This window comes from Streptomyces sp. NPDC005302 (assembly GCF_040607345.1).
Taxonomy (GTDB): Bacteria; Actinomycetota; Actinomycetes; order Streptomycetales; family Streptomycetaceae; genus Streptomyces.
Genome location: NZ_JBEXGN010000001.1, coordinates 127,517 through 144,305, shown reverse-complemented (window position 1 = coordinate 144,305; position 16,789 = coordinate 127,517). Strand labels below are relative to the sequence as shown.

The 16,789-nt window shown below is 71.3% G+C and carries 15 protein-coding genes; 11 read left to right on the top strand and 4 right to left on the bottom strand.

The features are described 5' to 3' along the window. Positions 1 to 15 precede the first annotated feature (15 nt). From dnaJ to ABZT74_RS00585, 4 genes are all read left to right on the top strand, one after another. A complete protein-coding gene (gene dnaJ / locus ABZT74_RS00600) occupies positions 16 to 1,206 on the top strand; it encodes a molecular chaperone DnaJ (RefSeq protein WP_355873012.1) in 1,191 nt (396 codons plus the stop codon). 7 nt (positions 1,207 to 1,213) lie between these two features. Then, the gene (locus ABZT74_RS00595; protein ID WP_355873009.1) at positions 1,214 to 1,669 is read left to right on the top strand and encodes a helix-turn-helix domain-containing protein; all 456 of its coding nucleotides are present in this window, start codon (positions 1,214 to 1,216) and stop codon (positions 1,667 to 1,669) included. A gap of 490 nt (positions 1,670 to 2,159) precedes the next feature. Then, positions 2,160 to 3,287 carry a substrate-binding domain-containing protein gene (locus ABZT74_RS00590; RefSeq protein ID WP_356170724.1) on the top strand — a complete coding sequence of 376 codons (1,128 nt, stop codon included), beginning with the start codon at positions 2,160 to 2,162 and terminating at the stop codon, positions 3,285 to 3,287. Positions 3,288 to 3,698: 411 nt separating this feature from the next. Continuing rightward, positions 3,699 to 4,808 (top strand): helix-turn-helix transcriptional regulator, encoded by a 1,110-nt coding sequence (locus tag ABZT74_RS00585; RefSeq protein WP_356170721.1) that lies wholly within the window; start codon positions 3,699 to 3,701, stop codon positions 4,806 to 4,808. A gap of 12 nt (positions 4,809 to 4,820) precedes the next feature. Here ABZT74_RS00585 and ABZT74_RS00580 read toward each other — a convergent pair whose 3' ends face one another. Continuing rightward, positions 4,821 to 5,831, bottom strand: a complete 1,011-nt coding sequence (locus ABZT74_RS00580) for a helix-turn-helix transcriptional regulator (protein ID WP_355873001.1) — start codon at positions 5,829 to 5,831, stop codon at positions 4,821 to 4,823. A gap of 178 nt (positions 5,832 to 6,009) precedes the next feature. On the opposite strand from ABZT74_RS00580, the gene ABZT74_RS00575 reads away from it, so the two are divergent. Together ABZT74_RS00575 and ABZT74_RS00570 are read left to right on the top strand one after the other, a co-directional pair. Further along, the gene (locus tag ABZT74_RS00575) at positions 6,010 to 6,438 is read left to right on the top strand and encodes a hypothetical protein (RefSeq protein WP_356170718.1); all 429 of its coding nucleotides are present in this window, start codon (positions 6,010 to 6,012) and stop codon (positions 6,436 to 6,438) included. After that, on the top strand, positions 6,435 to 6,770 hold the full coding sequence (locus ABZT74_RS00570; protein ID WP_355872996.1) for a hypothetical protein: 336 nt from the start codon (positions 6,435 to 6,437) through the stop codon (positions 6,768 to 6,770). Before ABZT74_RS00575 ends, ABZT74_RS00570 begins: the two co-directional genes overlap by 4 nt. Positions 6,771 to 6,949: 179 nt before the next feature. On the opposite strand, the gene ABZT74_RS00565 is transcribed toward ABZT74_RS00570, so the two are convergent. Then, positions 6,950 to 7,363 (bottom strand): TIGR03618 family F420-dependent PPOX class oxidoreductase, encoded by a 414-nt coding sequence (locus ABZT74_RS00565; protein ID WP_356432668.1) that lies wholly within the window; start codon positions 7,361 to 7,363, stop codon positions 6,950 to 6,952. Positions 7,364 to 7,528: 165 nt separating this feature from the next. Here ABZT74_RS00565 and clpB point away from each other — a divergent pair, with 165 nt between their 5' ends. Next, positions 7,529 to 10,141, top strand: coding sequence for an ATP-dependent chaperone ClpB (gene clpB / locus ABZT74_RS00560; RefSeq protein ID WP_356433019.1), 2,613 nt, complete (start codon positions 7,529 to 7,531; stop codon positions 10,139 to 10,141). Between the two features lie 298 nt (positions 10,142 to 10,439). Then, positions 10,440 to 10,970 (top strand): YbjN domain-containing protein, encoded by a 531-nt coding sequence (locus tag ABZT74_RS00555; protein ID WP_355880211.1) that lies wholly within the window; start codon positions 10,440 to 10,442, stop codon positions 10,968 to 10,970. A gap of 49 nt (positions 10,971 to 11,019) precedes the next feature. On the opposite strand, the gene ABZT74_RS00550 is transcribed toward ABZT74_RS00555, so the two are convergent. Further along, positions 11,020 to 12,219 carry a mannosyltransferase family protein gene (locus ABZT74_RS00550; protein WP_356432665.1) on the bottom strand — a complete coding sequence of 400 codons (1,200 nt, stop codon included), beginning with the start codon at positions 12,217 to 12,219 and terminating at the stop codon, positions 11,020 to 11,022. Positions 12,220 to 12,353: 134 nt separating this feature from the next. Continuing rightward, entirely contained in the window at positions 12,354 to 13,580 is a 1,227-nt protein-coding gene (locus ABZT74_RS00545) for a pyridoxal phosphate-dependent aminotransferase (protein WP_356432662.1), read from the bottom strand. 138 nt (positions 13,581 to 13,718) lie between these two features. On the opposite strand from ABZT74_RS00545, the gene ABZT74_RS00540 reads away from it, so the two are divergent. The 3 genes from ABZT74_RS00540 (at position 13,719) to ABZT74_RS00530 (ending at position 16,757) form a co-directional block, all read left to right on the top strand. Beyond that, positions 13,719 to 14,045, top strand: a complete 327-nt coding sequence (locus ABZT74_RS00540) for a hypothetical protein (protein ID WP_356432659.1) — start codon at positions 13,719 to 13,721, stop codon at positions 14,043 to 14,045. Between the two features lie 392 nt (positions 14,046 to 14,437). After that, the gene (locus ABZT74_RS00535; RefSeq protein WP_355880221.1) at positions 14,438 to 14,968 is read left to right on the top strand and encodes a DUF2617 family protein; all 531 of its coding nucleotides are present in this window, start codon (positions 14,438 to 14,440) and stop codon (positions 14,966 to 14,968) included. 139 nt (positions 14,969 to 15,107) lie between these two features. Beyond that, complete coding sequence (locus ABZT74_RS00530) at positions 15,108 to 16,757, top strand: polyamine aminopropyltransferase (protein WP_355880224.1); 1,650 nt, start codon at positions 15,108 to 15,110, stop codon at positions 16,755 to 16,757. Positions 16,758 to 16,789 lie beyond the last annotated feature (32 nt).

Genomic DNA, 16,789 nt, shown 5'->3' with positions numbered 1-16,789 from the left:
GGAGGGACGTCGGGGATGAGCACCAAGGACTTCATCGAGAAGGACTTCTACAAGGTCCTCGGCGTCCCCAAGGACGCCACCGAGGCCGAGATCAAGAAGGCGTACCGGAAGCTCGCCCGCGAGAACCATCCGGACGCCAACAAGGGCAACGTCAAGGCCGAGGAGCGCTTCAAGGAGATCTCCGAGGCGAACGACGTCCTCGGTGACCCCAAGAAGCGCAAGGAGTACGACGAGGCACGCGCCCTCTTCGGCAACGGCGGCTTCCGGCCGGGTCCCGGCGCCGGCGGCGGCAACTTCAACTTCGACCTGGGCGACCTCTTCGGAGGCGGTCCCCAGGGCGGCGGCCAGGCCGGCGGAGCCGGTGGCTTCGGCGGAGGCATCGGCGATGTCTTCGGTGGCCTGTTCAACCGCGGCGGAGCCGGTACGGGAACCCGTACGCAGCCCCGGCGCGGCCAGGACATCGACACCGAGGTGACGCTGAGCTTCACCGAGGCGGTGGACGGCGCGACCGTTCCGCTGCGCATGACCTCGCAGGCCCCCTGCAAGGCCTGTTCGGGCACCGGCGACGCGAACGGCACACCCCGCGTGTGCCCCACGTGTGTCGGCACCGGCCAGGTCGCCCGCGGTTCGGGCGGTGGCTTCTCGCTCACCGACCCGTGCCCGGACTGCAAGGGCCGCGGCCTGATCTCGGAGAACCCCTGCGAGGTCTGCAAGGGCAGCGGCCGGGCCAAGTCGTCCCGGACCATGCAGGTGCGGATCCCCGCCGGCGTCAGCGACAGCCAGCGGATCAGGCTGCGCGGCAAGGGCGCTCCCGGTGAACGCGGGGGCCCCTCCGGCGACCTGTACGTCACCGTCCACGTGGACGCCCACCCGGTCTTCGGCCGCAAGGGCGACAACCTCACGGTCACGGTGCCCGTCACCTTCACGGAGGCGGCGCTCGGCGGAGAGGTGAAGGTGCCCACCCTGGGCGGACCCGCGGTGACGCTGAAGCTGCCGCCGGGCACGCCCAACGGACGCACCATGCGCGCCCGGGGCAAGGGTGCGGTCCGCAAGGACGGCACACGGGGCGACCTGCTCGTCACCGTCGAGGTGGCCGTTCCGCAGGACGTGTCGGGCAAGGCTCGTGACGCGCTGGAGGCGTATCGCGAGGCGACCGCGGGTGAGGATCCGCGGGCGGAGCTGTTCCAGGCCGCGAAGGGAGCATGACGGAGCCATGGACACCACCGGTCGGCGGCGCAACCCGTACGAACTGACCGAGGAGACGCCGGTGTACGTCATCTCGGTGGCGGCCCAGCTCTCCGGACTGCACCCGCAGACCCTGCGTCAGTACGACCGGCTCGGCCTGGTCTCTCCCGACCGCACCGCGGGCCGGGGCCGCCGCTACTCGGCCCGCGACATCGAACTGCTGCGTACCGTCCAGCAGTTGTCGCAGGACGAGGGCATCAACCTGGCCGGCATCAAGCGCATCATCGAGCTGGAGAACCAGGTGGCGGCGCTCCAGTCGCGGGCCGCCGAGCTCCAGTCGGCGCTCGACGGCGCCGCGGTGGCCATGCAGCAGCGCGAGGCCGCCGTGCACGCCTCCTACCGGCGGGACCTGGTCCCGTACCAGGAGGTCCAGCAGACGAGCGCCTTGGTGGTCTGGCGTCCCAAGAGGTCGCCCGATCAGTGACCGAAGCACCCGAGAGGGGGCCCGGAGGTTCTTCCTCCGGGCCCCCTCTCGCGTGCCCGGCAAAGTCCGTGACCGTTTTCGACCGATCGCGGTCCCCAGTGGCTCGATCTTTACCGTCCGGTCAAAATGGCCGGGTTGACCGCATTCGTTCGCCCGCCCGCGCCGCGCGGTGGCGGGACGCGGTGCCGCGCGCGGGCTCGTGCCGGCGCCCGTCTCCCGGGGTTTACCGGGGCGTCAACAAGCGTTAAAGGCATGGTGGATGGGGTTGGGCGGTCCGGGGCGACGTCCTCGTCGTGTGGATGACGGACGGTGAAGCTGAGGGGATTGCTGGAACCTCGGGCGTAACCTCTTCCCACCGTGTTCACTTGTGGAACACAGAACGCTGTTGCCATCTCGTTAAGTGGCTACTCCTTGACGCTGAGGTGATCGCCGCGTTGGCTTTCAGCCACCTGGGTCGCAATGCTGCAACCTCGCCCGGAAGGCACCTGATGTGAACACTCGTAACACCGGTCTCCGTCGTACCGTCATAGCCCTGGCCTCGTCCGCCGCCGCCCTCTCGCTCGCCGGCTGCGGGGTCGTCGACGGGCTCGGTGGAAGCGACGCCAAGGCCAGCCCCACGAAGGGCGACGACATCAAGGTGGGCCTCCTCCTCCCGGAGAAGGAGAACACCCGTTACGAGAAGTTCGACTACCCGATCATCGAGGAGCAGGTCAAGAAGCTCACCGAGAAGAAGGGTGAGGTCGTCTACCGGAACGCCGAGCAGGACGCGGGCAAGCAGCTCTCCCAGCTCCAGGAGATGGTGGACGACAAGGTCGACGTCATCCTCCTGGACGCGGTGGACTCGAAGTCGATCGCGAAGGGCGTGAAGAAGGCCAAGGACGCAGGCATCCCGGTCATCGCCTACGACCGGCTGGCGCAGGGCCCGATCGACGCGTACATCTCCTTCGACAACGAGCTGGTCGGCGAGGTCCAGGGCAAGGCCCTGGTCGGCGCGCTGGGGGCCGACTCCACGTCGAAGAAGATCATCATGATGAACGGCGCGACGACCGACCCGAACGCGGCGCAGTTCAAGGCCGGTGCGGAGTCCGAGCTCAACGACAAGGTGATCATCGCCAAGACGTACGACACCAAGGACTGGAACCCGGTCAACGCCAAGGCGAACATGGAAGAGGCCATCCAGAAGGTCGGCCTCGACAACATCGCCGGTGTGTACGCGGCCAACGACGGCATCGCGGGCGCGGTCATCGACACCCTCAAGAGCGCGGGCGTCAGCAAGGTGCCGCCGGTCACCGGCCAGGACTCCGAACTCGTCGCCGTGCAGCGGATCCTCAAGGGCGACCAGTTCATGAGCGTCTACAAGTCCTACCCGCAGGAGGCGAGCGCCGCCGCCGAGATGGCGGTCGCCCGGGTCCAGGGCCGCTCGATCGAGTTCGACGCGCTGACCCGCGACAAGGTGAGCAGCCCGACGAACAAGGACATTCCGGCGCAGCTCGTGCCCGTGGTCGACCTGACCAAGCAGAACATCGAGGACACGGTCCTGCAGGACAGCATCTACACCGTCAAGCAGATCTGCACCGCCCCCTACAAGGCGGCCTGTGACGCTCTGAAGCTCAAGTAGGACCGAAGCCGCCAAGGAGGCCGCCGGCGACGGCGAGGGCCTCCTGGCGGCCGCGGGGCAGCGCACGACATCGAGGGCCCGGGGTGCACACCCCGGGCCCTCGACGCGTTCCGCGTTCCGCGCCGGACGCCCGCGGCCGGGGGAGATATCCGGCCACACCCGAGCCGTGCGCCGCAGGTCCGGCGGGGGCCGATTCCGTGAAGTCCCGGGCGTCCGGGGGCCGCTGCTTGCAGCTTGTTGCAACGGGCGGGGCGGAGGTGCGGATTTATGCTGATCAGAAGGGGCGAAACGGCTCGCCGGGACGGCGCAGCCGTGTTGCGGTGCCGGACGCGTCCGCGCATAGTTGCGCTGCGGAGGAAGCCCTGACGCGGGGCTCACGCCAGAGGTCGGAGCTGCAGCCAGAGGTGGGAGATGGCCGGGCACGGGACGGACAGGCATCCGCACGGCGCTGACCGACTGTGCGAGGCCGGCGACCGGGTGTACTCGCGGGCCGTACGGCGCGGCCGGGTGCCCCGCGACGACGCCGGCGCGGTGCCGTGCCTGCTGGAGCTGGCGCTGCTGCACCCCGACCCCGACGACATGGGCTGGCTGGTGCCGACCTCCCCGCAGGAGGTCATGACCCGGCTGCTGCGCGGGGTGTACGAGGAAGTCAGCGCCAGCCAGGCGCGGGTGGGCGACGCGGTGTCCGCGTTCGAGTGGTACGCCGGGCTCGGCGGACGCGTCCAGGCACCCGCTGAGGGCGCCGCGATCCGCGTCCTGGACGGACTGCCGCGCATCCGGGCCGCCATGGACAAGGCGACCGAGGAGTGCGCGAGCGAGGTCCTGACGGTCCAGCCCGGCGGCATCCGGCGTGAGGACGAACTGGTGGAGGGGCTGCACCGGGCGCTGGAGATGCGCCGGCGCGGTGTGCGCATGCGCGACCTGTACACCCACGTGGCCCGGCACGGCCAAGGCCTGCTGAACTACATGGAGTTGATGGGGGACGCGGCCGAGGCCCGGACCCTCGACGAGGTCGTGGAGCGGCTCATCCTCTTCGACCGCAAGGTCGCCTTCATCCCGGCGAACTCCGACCGCACGATCGCGCTGGAACTGCGCCATCCCGCCCTGATCGACTACCTGGTCACGGTGTTCGAGCGGTTGTGGCGTCTCGCGATCCCGCTGGCCTCGCCGCTGCCGTCCACGGGCATCGAGGGGATCACCCACCGCGAGCGCTCGATCGCCGCGCTGCTGGCGGAGGGGCATCAGGACGCGGTGGTCGCGGAACGCCTCGGCATCAGTGTCCGCACCTGCCGGGCCCACATCGCCCGGCTCTCCGAGACGCTGGGGGCGGCCAGCCGTACGCAGTTGGGCGTGCGGATCGCGCAGGCGGGGCTGGACGGGCCGCCGCGCTCGCCGGAGCCGGCGACCGTCACCGTCCCGCGTCACGGCGCGGCTCCGGCCGCCACCGGCCCGTCGGTGGCCGGCCCGGGCGCGGCCGGTGTCCAGGGGCTGCCCGGTCAGGGCTCGCCCGCCCAGCGCTGAGCGGCCGGCTGCTCAGTGGTCCTGTTCCAGGATGCCCGACTGGGCGATCAGGAAGCCGAGTTGGGCCCGGCTGCCGCTGCCGAGGGAGGCCGCCAGTTTCGCGATGTGGGCCCGGCAGGTGCGGACGTTCATCCCGAGTCTGCGGGCGATGGCCTCGTCCACGTGGCCCTCGATGAGGAGCTTGGCTATGGAGCGCTGGACGCCCGTGATGCCGTCCGGGGTGGACTCGTAGGTGACTTCCTCGCGCAGCGGGGTGGCGCGCCGCCAGAGCTGCTCGAAGACCCTGGTCAGATAGCGGACGAGGCCGGGGTGGCGCAGTTCGAGGGCGAACTGGTTGTCGTCGCTCGCGGGGATGAAGGCGACCGTTCCGTCGCAGATGATGAGCCGCTCGATCAGTTCCTCCAGCGTGCGGATCTCGATCTTTCCGCTGGCTATGCGGTCCATGTAGGCGGCGGTGCCCTGGCTGTAGCGGACCGTGTGCTGGTAGAGCGTGCGGATGCGGACGCCGCGGTCGGTGAGCGGGCGGTCCCGTTCGAGGGCCTGGTTCAGGATGTGCTCGCTGCGCCGGCCGCCGGGCTGGATGGTGAGCATCTCCGTGTGGCACTCGGAGGTCGCGATGTCGAGGGCGGCGTTGATCCGGTCGATGCCCTCCAGCACGGTGATGGCGTGGGTGGGGGCGGGTGCCATCGCGCTGACCATCATGAACGGCTCGAATGATTCGGTCAGTTCGATGGTGCGCCGCCTGCGCTCCTGGATCTCGCGCTCAATAGGGTGGAGGCGCTGCGTGAGCGCGACGGACGGCGGCACCGGGCGCAGCCAGTTGGAGTCGTCGGGATCCGGGCGCAGCAGGGCGAACTCCAGCAGGCATGGGGCTGCCGCCGCTTCGGCCCGGGCGATCCGTCCGGTGCTCAAAGCGCTCGTGTACAAGCGTGCCCCTTCGTCACAAAGTTCCGTGACGGGATGGGGATGTGTCTGGTTTGTGTGTTCTATGGGCAAATCGCCACCCCCCAGGGTCCTGAACATGCAGGAACATGATGCATCGTGTCGGTGGTGGTGACGTGCCTGAATGAGACATCGTCTTCATTACCGGGGGAGAGGATCCGATCAAGTGAGGACGAAGCCGACTATGTACAGGAGAATGCTTCGCTCGGTACTTGCCACCGCTTTCTCCGCGGTTGTGGCTGTCGGGGCCCTGAGTGCCATGGGTCTCGGGGCGGGGGGTTCGTCGACCACCTCGGCGCCACCGGACAGTGGCTGGGGCAGTGCACCTGCGGTTCTCTCCCTGGACAGTGGCTGGGGCAACGGGCCTGCGGCTCTCGCTCTGGACAGTGGCTGGGGCAACGGGCCCGCGACGCTCGCTCTGGACAGCGGCTGGGGAAACGTGGCGAAGGCGCTGCCCGCGGACAGCGGCTGGGGCAACGCCGCGAAGGCGCTGCCCGCCGACAGCGGCTGGGGCAACGTACGGACGGACCTGGCCGACAGCGGCTGGGGCAACGCGAAGGCGATCGTGCCGGCCGACAGTGGCTGGGGCAGCGTGAAGACGATCGTGCTGGCTGACAGCGGCTGGGGTTTCGTGGCTCCGGCCGGCAGTGCTTCGAGTGACGTCACGAAGGCTTCAGTGGACTCATGACTACACCACCCGACGACCGTTCGTTCCGGCGCGAGATGGCCACCGCGTACCGATCCGGCTGGCACTTCATCGACCTGGTCACCGCCATCCCCCACAACGGTGACTCGTTGATGGTGACCGTGTTCGGTGAGCCCGTCGTCGTCACCCGCGACGACGACGAGGACGTACGGGCCTATCGGTGTCTGCGGCGGCCTCGGGGGGCGCCGCAGCCAGTACGGTGCGCCATCCGGTACGGAATGATCTTCGTGAACCTCGATCAGCGCGACCACCGCCTGACCGGACCCGACATCCCCGACGTAGAGACCATCGCAGCCACCCCCCGCAGTGCCTGACGCGATTCCCCCGTCGTAGTAGATCGCGCAGGTACTTCCCCCCGCAGCGGCGTCACCGTGACCTGAACACGGTGACGCCGCTGCAGTTTTCCCGGAAATCTCCGGGTTTCCGCCAGTCCTCGCAAGGGCCGGAACCAGCCGTGGCGACGGGGTGCGCCGCCTTCCCGGCCGCGCTGTCCTCAGCCGTGCCCCAGGGCCCTCGTCAACTCGATCTCGATCACCACGCGGGCCGGGTTCGGGGACGGCACCCGCTCGTAGCGCTCCGTGTAGCGCCGCACGGCGTCCGCCACGCGCTCCGGGTCCGTGGACACCCGGGCCAGCCCCTCCAGCGTCGCCCAGCGCCGGCCGTCCACCTGGCAGACCGCCACCCGCGCCCCGTCCGGCTCCGCCGCCCGCACGTGCGCCGCCTTCGCGGTGGCCCCGCCGGTGATGATCCGGGCGAGTCCGGCGTCGGGGTCGTAGGTGACGCCGACGGGCACCACGTGCGGGGTGCCGTCGCGCCGGAGGGTCGTCAGGGTGCAGAGGTGGCGCTCGCGCCAGAAGCGCAGGTAGGCGGCGTCGGGCTGCCGCGGGTCCACGGGAGGGGAAGCCATGGGGCCTGAATCTACGCCCCGCTCCATCCGTATCCATTTCCGTGCGCTCGTGCCGTCCCTGCTCCGTTCCTGCCCCGCTCCAGCCTTGAGTGGAATAGACTCAAGTTTGTGTACGTTGCCCCTGTCAGGCAACGGTCGGGACACCAGGAGGAGGAGAACGCGAACGTGGACGCCGAGCTGACCAACAGGAGCCGGGACGCGATCAACGCGGCGAGCAGCCGCGCCGTGTCCGAGGGGCACCCGGATCTGACCCCCGCCCACCTGCTGCTCGCTCTGCTGGAGGGGCAGGACAACGAGAACATCATCGACCTGCTGACAGCGGTGGAGGCCGACAAGGCCTCCGTGCGGGCCGGCGCCGAGCGCGTGCTCGCGGGCCTGCCGAGCGTGGCCGGTTCCACCGTCGCGCCTCCGCAGCCCAACCGCGAACTGCTCGCCGTCATCGCCGACGCCGCCGAGCGCGCCAAGGAGCTGGGTGACGAGTTCATCTCCACCGAGCACCTGCTCGTCGGCATCGCCGCGAAGGGCGGCCAGAGCGGCGACGTACTCTCCCAGCAGGGCGCCGGTGCGAAAAAGCTGCTGGAGGCGTTCCAGAAGACCAGGGGAGGGCGCCGGGTGACGACACCGGATCCCGAGGGCCAGTACAAGGCACTCGAAAAGTTCGGTACGGACTTCACCGCCGCCGCGCGTGAGGGCAAGCTCGACCCGGTCATCGGCCGGGACCAGGAGATCCGCCGGGTGGTGCAGGTCCTGTCCCGCCGCACCAAGAACAACCCGGTCCTCATCGGCGAGCCCGGCGTCGGCAAGACCGCCGTCGTCGAGGGGCTCGCCCAGCGGATCGTGAAGGGCGACGTGCCCGAGTCGCTCAAGAACAAGCGCCTCGTCTCCCTCGACCTCGGCGCCATGGTCGCCGGCGCGAAGTACCGCGGCGAGTTCGAGGAGCGGCTGAAGACCGTGCTCGCGGAGATCAAGGACTCCGACGGGCAGGTCATCACCTTCATCGACGAGCTGCACACGGTCGTCGGGGCCGGCGCGGGCGGCGACTCCGCCATGGACGCCGGCAACATGCTGAAGCCCATGCTCGCCCGCGGTGAGCTGCGCATGGTCGGCGCCACCACCCTCGACGAGTACCGCGAGCGGATCGAGAAGGACCCGGCGCTGGAGCGGCGCTTCCAGCAGGTGCTGGTCGTCGAGCCGACCGTCGAGGACACCATCGCCATCCTGCGCGGACTGAAGGGCCGGTACGAGGCCCACCACAAGGTCCAGATCGCCGACCGCGCGCTGGTGGCCGCCGCGACCCTCTCCGACCGCTACATCACCTCCCGCTTCCTGCCCGACAAGGCCATCGACCTCGTCGACGAGGCCGCCTCGCGGCTGCGCATGGAGATCGACTCCTCCCCGGTCGAGATCGACGAACTCCAGCGGGTCGTCGACCGGCTGAAGATGGAGGAGCTCGCGATCGGCAAGGAGAGCGACGCGGCCAGCAGGGAGCGGCTGGACAAGCTGCGCCGCGACCTCGCCGACAAGGAGGAGGAGCTGCGCGGGCTCACCGCCCGCTGGGAGAAGGAGAAGCAGTCCCTCAACCGCGTCGGTGAGCTGAAGGAGAAGCTCGACGAGCTGCGCGGCCAGGCCGAACGCGCCCAGCGCGACGGCGACTTCGACACCGCCTCCAAGCTGCTGTACGGCGAGATCCCCACCCTGGAAAGGGACTTGGAGGAGGCGTCGGAGGCCGAGGAGGAGGCCGGACGGGACACCATGGTCAAGGAGGAGGTCGGACCCGACGACATCGCCGACGTCGTGGGCTCCTGGACCGGCATCCCCGCCGGACGCCTCCTGGAGGGCGAGACCCAGAAACTCCTGCGCATGGAGGAGGAGTTGGGCCGCCGGCTGATCGGTCAGACCGAGGCGGTGGGCGCCGTCTCCGACGCCGTGCGCCGCACCCGCGCCGGCATCGCCGACCCGGACCGCCCCACCGGTTCCTTCCTGTTCCTCGGCCCGACGGGCGTCGGCAAGACCGAACTCGCCAAGGCACTGGCCGACTTCCTCTTCGACGACGAGCGGGCGATGGTCCGCATCGACATGTCGGAGTACGGCGAGAAGCACAGCGTGGCCCGGCTGGTGGGCGCGCCGCCCGGATACGTGGGGTACGAGGAGGGCGGTCAGCTCACCGAGGCGGTGCGCCGCCGCCCGTACAGCGTGATCCTGCTCGACGAGGTGGAGAAGGCGCACCCCGAGGTGTTCGACGTGCTGCTCCAGGTGCTGGACGACGGACGGCTGACGGACGGTCAGGGACGGACGGTCGACTTCCGCAACACCATCCTGATCCTCACCTCGAACCTGGGCAGCCAGTTCCTCGGCGGACAGAGTCTCGCCGATCCGCTCAGCTCCGAGGAGGACAGGAAGCGGCAGGTCCTGGACGTCGTCCGGGCCTCGTTCAAGCCGGAGTTCCTGAACCGGCTGGACGACCTGGTGGTCTTCTCCGCGCTCGACCAGGCGGAGCTGGAGCGCATCGCCCGCCTCCAGATCGACCGGCTGGCCAAGCGGCTCGCCGAGCGCCGGCTCACCCTGGAGGTCAGCGACGCGGCCCTGGCCTGGCTCGCCGAGGAGGGCAACGACCCGGCGTACGGAGCGCGCCCGCTGCGGCGCCTCGTCCAGACCGCCATCGGCGACCGGCTGGCCAAGGAGATCCTGGCCGGCGAGGTCAAGGACGGCGACACCGTCCGCGTGGACGCCTTCGGCGACGGCCTGATCGTGGGACCCGCCACCGGTAAGACGCTGTAGCACGGAGCACACGTTCCGGCCAGGGCCCGCGGCTCCGTCGCCGCGGGCCCCCGGCGTGTCCGGAACCGGCCCGACCCTCGGCGGCCCGGGTCCGCCGCGCTCGGGGACCGACATGTGCATGTTCATCCCGGCGTCTCCTCGCGACGCCCCGCATACCCCCGAGGCCCATCCTCACCTGGCCCGATGCCCCCAGGTGACCGGATCTTGTCAGCCCCCGGCGGACAGGCCCGGCCAGGGGTTGCCACCCCCCGCCCCGCATGGGGGAGGATGGCAGGATCCGTACGAAGGGAAATACACGGTGAGCATCGACCCGTCCTCGATTCCGAACTTCGGGGGCCAGCCCGAGCCGCAGCCCGGCGGCCCCGCGGGCCCCGTGGTCCCGGATCAGGACCTCGTGAAGCAGCTTCTGGAGCAGATGGAGCTGAAGTACGTCGTCGACGACGAGGGTGACCTCGCGGCGCCGTGGGAGGAGTTCCGTACGTACTTCATGTTCCGCGGCGAGGGTGACCAGCAGGTCTTCTCGGTGCGGACGTTCTACGACCGGCCGCACCAGCTCGAGGAGAAGCCCGCGCTCCTGGAGTCGATCGACGACTGGAACCGCCGCACCCTGTGGCCGAAGGTCTACAGCCACACGCACGACGACGGCACCGTCCGCCTGATCGGCGAGGCGCAGATGCTGATCGGCACCGGCGTCAGCCTGGAGCATTTCGTGTCCTCCACGGTCAGCTGGGTCCGCGCCGCCATCGAGTTCGACAAGTGGCTCGTCGAGCAGCTCGGCCTGGAGCAGGAGATCAACGAGGCGGAGAAGCCCGAGGACGACGAGGAGTAGTTCTCCTCCTCGCGGCGGCGCACCCCTCGCGCACCCCCGTGGACACGCTCTAGAGCGGGGTGTGCGCGACCACGACGAGATACGCGCCGTAGGCGAACGAGAGCCCGGCCAGGGCACCGACCACCAGGGTCGCGTGCCAGGGGCGGGCTCTCGCCGTCCTGACCAGGGCCGAGGCGAGCGGCAGCAGCAGCGGGAACGCGGGCAGCAGGAAGCGCGGTTTCGACGCGAAGAACCCCGACCCGCCCAGCGCGATCAGCAGCAGGACCCCGCTGTGCACCAGCAGCGGCAGCGGCACCCGCTCCGCGATCAGCAGGGCGTACAGCAGCACGGCCGCCGCGACGATCACCATCGTCATGGGGAACACGAACCGGCCGCCGTGCAGCAGCAGGTGCCGGACGAAGTGGAGGGCCCCCGCGCCGAGGTCGAAGCGCGAGCCCCAGTGCCGCTGCACCGCGAAGTAGCCGCCGAGCAGGTCGCCCCTGCGGTGGCCGACCCACAGCACGTAGCCGGCCCAGCCGAGCGGCGCGAGCGCGGCGCCCGTCCACAGCCTGTGGGAAACCCTGCCGCGGCGGCGCACGAGCTCGCACAGCGCCCCGACGAGGACCGCCGCGGCCACCGCGAGGCCGTTCGGCCGGGTCAGCCCCGCGAGCGCGGCCAGCGAGCCCGCCCACACCCACCGCCCGTCGAGCACCGCGTACAGCGACCAGGCGGCGAAGGCGGTCAGCAGGGGCTCGGTGTACGCCATCGACAGCACCACCGAGTGCGGCAGCAGCCCCCACAGCAGCACCAGCGCGGTTCCGACCGCCCGGCCCCGCAGCCGTGCCCCGACCGCGTAGACCCCGCACGCGGCGGCCGCCGCCGCGAGCCAGGAGACCAGCAGGCCCGCGGTGCTCGCGTTGAGCGGCGTCAGCGCGGTGACGGCGCGGACGAGTCCCGGGTACAGCGGGAAGAACGCCAGGTCGCTGTAGACGACACCGGGGCGGAAGTGCAGGGTGCGGCCGTAGCCGTGCGCCGCGATCCTCAGGTACCAGAGCGAGTCCCAGGACCGCGCGAGCAGCGTCGCCGGATGCCTGCCGGTGGCCCACGCGGTCGCGGCGAGCACGAGGACGCCCGTCCCGCGCGCGGCGGCGAACAGTCCGAGCGCGGTCAGCATGGGGGACCACCCGGCGCGCGCGACGCGGGAGGGGCCGACGGCTCGGCCGGCGGGTTCCGCAACGGCGGTGCGGGCGAGGGTGTTCGGGTGGGTCACACCCGAACTGTGCGATCCCTACGGGGTGTTCGCGAGCCGGGAGCGCCCGTGCGGGTACGGATGCGCGCCTCCCGGCGTGCCGCACGGACGGAGGCGTCCGCCGGTGCTAGGGGGTTCGTTCCGTGCGGGCCGGGCTACCAGGCCGCCTTCAGCCGCTGCGAGGCCTCCTCCAGCACGTCCGTCCGCTTGCAGAACGCGAACCGCACGAAGGGCGCGCCCGCCTCCCGGTGGTCGTAGAAGACCGCGTTCGGGATGGCGACGACCCCGGCCCGCTCGGGCAGCGCGCGGCAGAACGCGAAGCCGTCCGACTCGCCGAGCGGCCGGATGTCGGTCGTGATGAAGTACGTGCCCTGCGGCCGGAACACCGAGAAGCCCGCGTCCGTGAGCCCCGCCGCCAGCACGTCCCGCTTGCGCAGCATGTCCGCGCGGAACCCGTCGAAGTAGTCGTCCGGCAGCGCGAGCGCCTCCGCGACGGCGTACTGGAAGGGGCCCGACGCCACGTACGTCAGGAACTGCTTCGCCGACCGTACGGCGCCGACCAGGGCCGGCGGCGCGGTCACCCAGCCCACCTTCCAGCCCGTGAACGAGAACGTCTTGCCCGCGCTGCCGATGGTGACCGTCCGCTCGCGCATGCCGGGCAGGGTGGCCAGGGGGACGTGCTCGGCGTCGTCGAAGACCAGGTGTTCGTAGACCTCGTCGGTCACCACGAGCAGGTCCCGCTCGACGGCGAGCCGGGCGATCTCCGTCAGCTCCGCCCGGGTCAGGACGGTGCCCGTCGGGTTGTGCGGGGTGTTGAGCAGCAGCAGCCGGGTCCGGTCGGTGACCGCGTCGCGCAGCTCGTCGAGGTCGAGGCGGAACCGGCGGTGCGCGGCGCCGTCCGGAGTGCCGGCGGGCGGCGCCGCGTCGTCGGGGCGCAGCGTCACGGGCACGCGCGTGCCGCCCGCCATGGCGATGGACGCCGCGTACGAGTCGTAGTACGGCTCCAGGGCGATCACCTCGTCGCCCGGTTCCAGCAGCGCGAGCAGGGCGGCGGCGATGGCCTCGGTGGCACCCGCCGTGACCAGCACCTCGGTGTCGGGGTCGTAGGACAGGCCGTAGCGGCGCTCCTGGTGCGCGGCGACGGCGGCGCGCAGTTCGGGGACGCCCGGCCCCGGCGGGTACTGGTTGCCGCGGCCGTCCCGCAGCGCGCGGACGGCCGCCTCCCGGATCTCCTCGGGACCGTCCGTGTCGGGGAATCCCTGGCCGAGGTTGATGGCTCCGGTGCTCGTCGCGAGGGCGGACATCTCGGCGAAGATCGTCGTTTTGAACTCGGCGAGCCGGCGGTTCAACAGGGGTCGCGCGCTGGAGGTCATGGCGGCCATCCTCCGCCCAAGCTCTGGAGTTCCTCAACTCTGCTTTGGGCCGTGACGCGTGAGGGCATCCCCCTGTCACGCAAGACCGGAATCGAGAAGCACGGCCCACGGGGGGCCGCTTCGGGGGAACGAAAGGAGGGTGACGCCATGATCTTCGGCATCATCCTGGCGGTCGTCCTGCTCGTCGTGTTCGTGAAGGCCGTGAGCGGGGGCAGCAAGCGCAAGCGCCGGTCCGGGGGCCGGTCGGGAGGCGGCTCGGGGAGCAGCGACAGCAGCTGGTGGGCCGGCGGCGGGGCCGGCGGCGGGGCCGCGGCGGGCGGCAGTGCCGCGTCCTGCTCGTCGGGCGGTTCGTCCGGTGGTCACCACGGAGGCCACGGGGGTCACTCCTGCGGGGGTCACTCGTCGTGCGGAGGCTCGTCCTGCGGAGGCGGGTCCTCGTGCGGTGGCGGCGGCGGATGTGGCGGAGGCAGCTGACACGGGGCAGCTGAGCTCATCGCGGGGAATGCGCATCCGGCGCACGGAAATGCCCGCCGGCAGAGGTCTGCCGACGGGCACTTCCATACCCCCGGGCGTACGCCGTAGTTGAACAGTTGAGCTGTGCAGCCCTCGGGGGGATGGAAACCCTACGAAGTTGGGTAAAAACGCTGTGGCGGCGCCATCGTTCATGATTCCCTCTAAATCACCGAAGCAGCCCTGGTAGATCACCTAAGCGGCCCTGGGCCGACAGGCCTCGGAGTCCATCGGATGGTCCTATCGGAACCGTCCTTCGGATGTCCTTCCGGCCGGGCGCACCGGGCCGTTCCCCCGGTGCCGACCGGCTGCGCCGGAACCCCCACCTCACCTTTGCGTGCTAGCGGAGCCGACCCATGCTCACGACCCTGAACACCTCGTACACCGACACGCGCGCGGCCGATCTCGCCTGGACACTGGGCCGCGAACCGCTGCCGGCCCTCGCCACCCTCGATCTCGAACTGAACGGGGCGAACCTGCAGTTGAGACTGCTCGGCGCGTCCCACCAGGTGCTCCTGGAAGAGGAGCGGGGCAGCTGTTCGGAGACCGTCGCCTGCCTCCCCGGCAGCAGCACACCCCTGCCCCTCGGCGTCGCCAAGCAGTTCGGCGACTGGGAGTACGAGTTCGCCGCCCGCGTCGAGGTCCTGTCACCCGGCTCCTTCGCGGGCCGCGCCCAGGAGTTGCTCGCGCTGGTCGCGGACCACCCCCAGGGTCTCGCCGGCGTCTTCCCCGGCAGCCCGCACGCCTTCACCGCCATGCTCGCCCAGCGCCACGACGGCCAGGTCCATTGGCGTACGTGGCACGCGTACCCGCAGGACGGGCAGTTGGTCGCGACGCGTACACGGGTCGGCGTGCGCGCGGACGCGCTCAGCGCGTCCGGGGTCTGAGGAAGCGGGCCCCGGGCGGCGCATGGGTGCCGGGTCCGGGGGGAAGATGCCCGCGTCGGCCCCGTGTGCCATGAAGCGCAACGCTTTCCACACGTGTGGGTGACGAAGCGCGGTGGTGCCGTGACGTAGCGTTCGCAGCGTGATCGACCCGCACGCGCCCGCCCCACCCGGCGCGCCGCCGTCCTGGGACGTCCAGGGCCAGGCGCGGCTGCCCGTGCGCCCGGGCGTCGGCCGCTTCCTCGTCCTGGCCGGCGTGTTCGTCTGCGCGGCGTGCGGACTGGTGTACGAACTCGAACTCGTCGCCCTCGCCTCCTACTTGATCGGCGACTCCGTCACCCAGGCCTCCGTGGTGCTGTCCGTCATGGTCTTCGCCATGGGGGTCGGCTCCCTCGCCGCGAAACGGCTGCGCCCGCGCGCCGCGGCCGGCTTCGGCGCGGTCGAGGCAGCCCTCGCGCTGGTCGGCGGATGCAGCGCCATGGCCCTGTACGCGGTGTTCGCCTGGACCGGCGGCTGGGGTGGCCTGTGGGCGGACGGATCCCGCTGGCTGCTGGTCGCCTTCTCGCTGGCCATCGGCCTGCTCATCGGCGCCGAGGTCCCTCTCCTCATGGAGCTGATACAGCGCATCCGCCGCCAGGACCCGGGTGGCGCGGTCGCCGACCTGTTCGCCGCAGACTACGTGGGCGCCCTCGTCGGCGGCCTCGCCTTCCCCTTCCTGCTGCTCCCCCTGCTCGGCCAGCTCACCGGCGCGCTGCTCACCGGCACGGTCAACGCCGTCGCGGGCGGTGCCCTCGTCCTCGGCCTGTTCCGGAAGGACCTGAGCCGCCGGGCGCGCTGGACCCTGCTCGTCGCCAACGTCGTCGTCCTCGGGCTACTCGCCTCCGCCGCGGTCCTGGTCGACGACTTCGAGCGTGCCGCGCGGCACGCCGTGTACGGAGGCGACGTCCGCGTGGCGCTGCGCGGCGGAGTCCAGGAGGTCGTCCTCGCGGGCGGCACCCGCGGCCACCCGCTCCACCTCTTCCTCGACGGCCGCCTGCGGTTCAGCGGCCGCGACGAGCGCCGCTATCACGAGGCACTCGTGCACCCCGCGATGAACGGACCGCACGCGCGCGTGCTCATCCTCGGCGGCGGCGACGGGCTCGCCGTCCGCGAGGCGCTGCGGCACCCCGGGGTGCGCCGGGTCGACGTCGTGGAGATCGACGCGGACGTCGTCCGGCTCGCCCGCCACGATGCCGCGCTCACCGCCCTCAACCACCACGCGTACGACGACCCCCGTGTGCACGAGGTGACGGCGGACGCCTTCACCTGGCTGCGCGGGGCGCCGTCGACGTACGACGTGGTCGTCTCGGACCTCCCCGACCCGGGCATCACCGCGAGCACCAAGCTGTACTCGCAGGAGTTCTACGGCCTCGCCCGTCGGGTCCTCGCCCCCGGAGGGCGGCTCGTCGTGCACGCCGGGCCCCTCGACGGGCGGCAGAGGGTGTTCTGGACGGTCGACGCGACGCTCCGCGCGGCGGGCCTGCGCACCACGCCCTACCGGGTCCGCGGTCGGGACTCCGGGTTCGCCGCGGGACCCGACCGCACCGCGGGCGGCTCCGCGGGCGCCCCGGGGGACTGGGGCTTCGTGCTGGCCGCCCGCTCGCCCGCGCCGCTGTGGCTGCCCGCCTCCGGCCCGCGGCTGCGCACGCTCACCCGGGCGACTCTGGCCGCCGACGCCCGGGCGGCGGACCGCTGCCGGCCGCACCGGCCCCTCGCGCCCTCCACGCTGGTGCACCCGCGGTACTCCGACTGAGCAGGAGGAGCGGGAATCCCGTGATACCCGGG

Bases quoted from the DNA above. Each gene is read 5' to 3' on its own strand.
- dnaJ (WP_355873012.1), top strand. From the start codon at position 16: ATGAGCACCAAGGACTTCATCGAGAAGGACTTCTACAAGGTCCTCGGC.
- ABZT74_RS00595 (WP_355873009.1), top strand. From the start codon at position 1,214: ATGGACACCACCGGTCGGCGGCGCAACCCGTACGAACTGACCGAGGAG.
- ABZT74_RS00585 (WP_356170721.1), top strand. From the start codon at position 3,699: ATGGCCGGGCACGGGACGGACAGGCATCCGCACGGCGCTGACCGACTG.
- ABZT74_RS00580 (WP_355873001.1), bottom strand. From the start codon at position 5,831: ATGTTCAGGACCCTGGGGGGTGGCGATTTGCCCATAGAACACACAAAC.
- ABZT74_RS00575 (WP_356170718.1), top strand. From the start codon at position 6,010: ATGGGTCTCGGGGCGGGGGGTTCGTCGACCACCTCGGCGCCACCGGAC.
- ABZT74_RS00570 (WP_355872996.1), top strand. From the start codon at position 6,435: ATGACTACACCACCCGACGACCGTTCGTTCCGGCGCGAGATGGCCACC.
- ABZT74_RS00565 (WP_356432668.1), bottom strand. From the start codon at position 7,363: ATGGCTTCCCCTCCCGTGGACCCGCGGCAGCCCGACGCCGCCTACCTG.
- ABZT74_RS00545 (WP_356432662.1), bottom strand. From the start codon at position 13,580: ATGGCCGCCATGACCTCCAGCGCGCGACCCCTGTTGAACCGCCGGCTC.
- ABZT74_RS00540 (WP_356432659.1), top strand. From the start codon at position 13,719: ATGATCTTCGGCATCATCCTGGCGGTCGTCCTGCTCGTCGTGTTCGTG.
- ABZT74_RS00535 (WP_355880221.1), top strand. From the start codon at position 14,438: ATGCTCACGACCCTGAACACCTCGTACACCGACACGCGCGCGGCCGAT.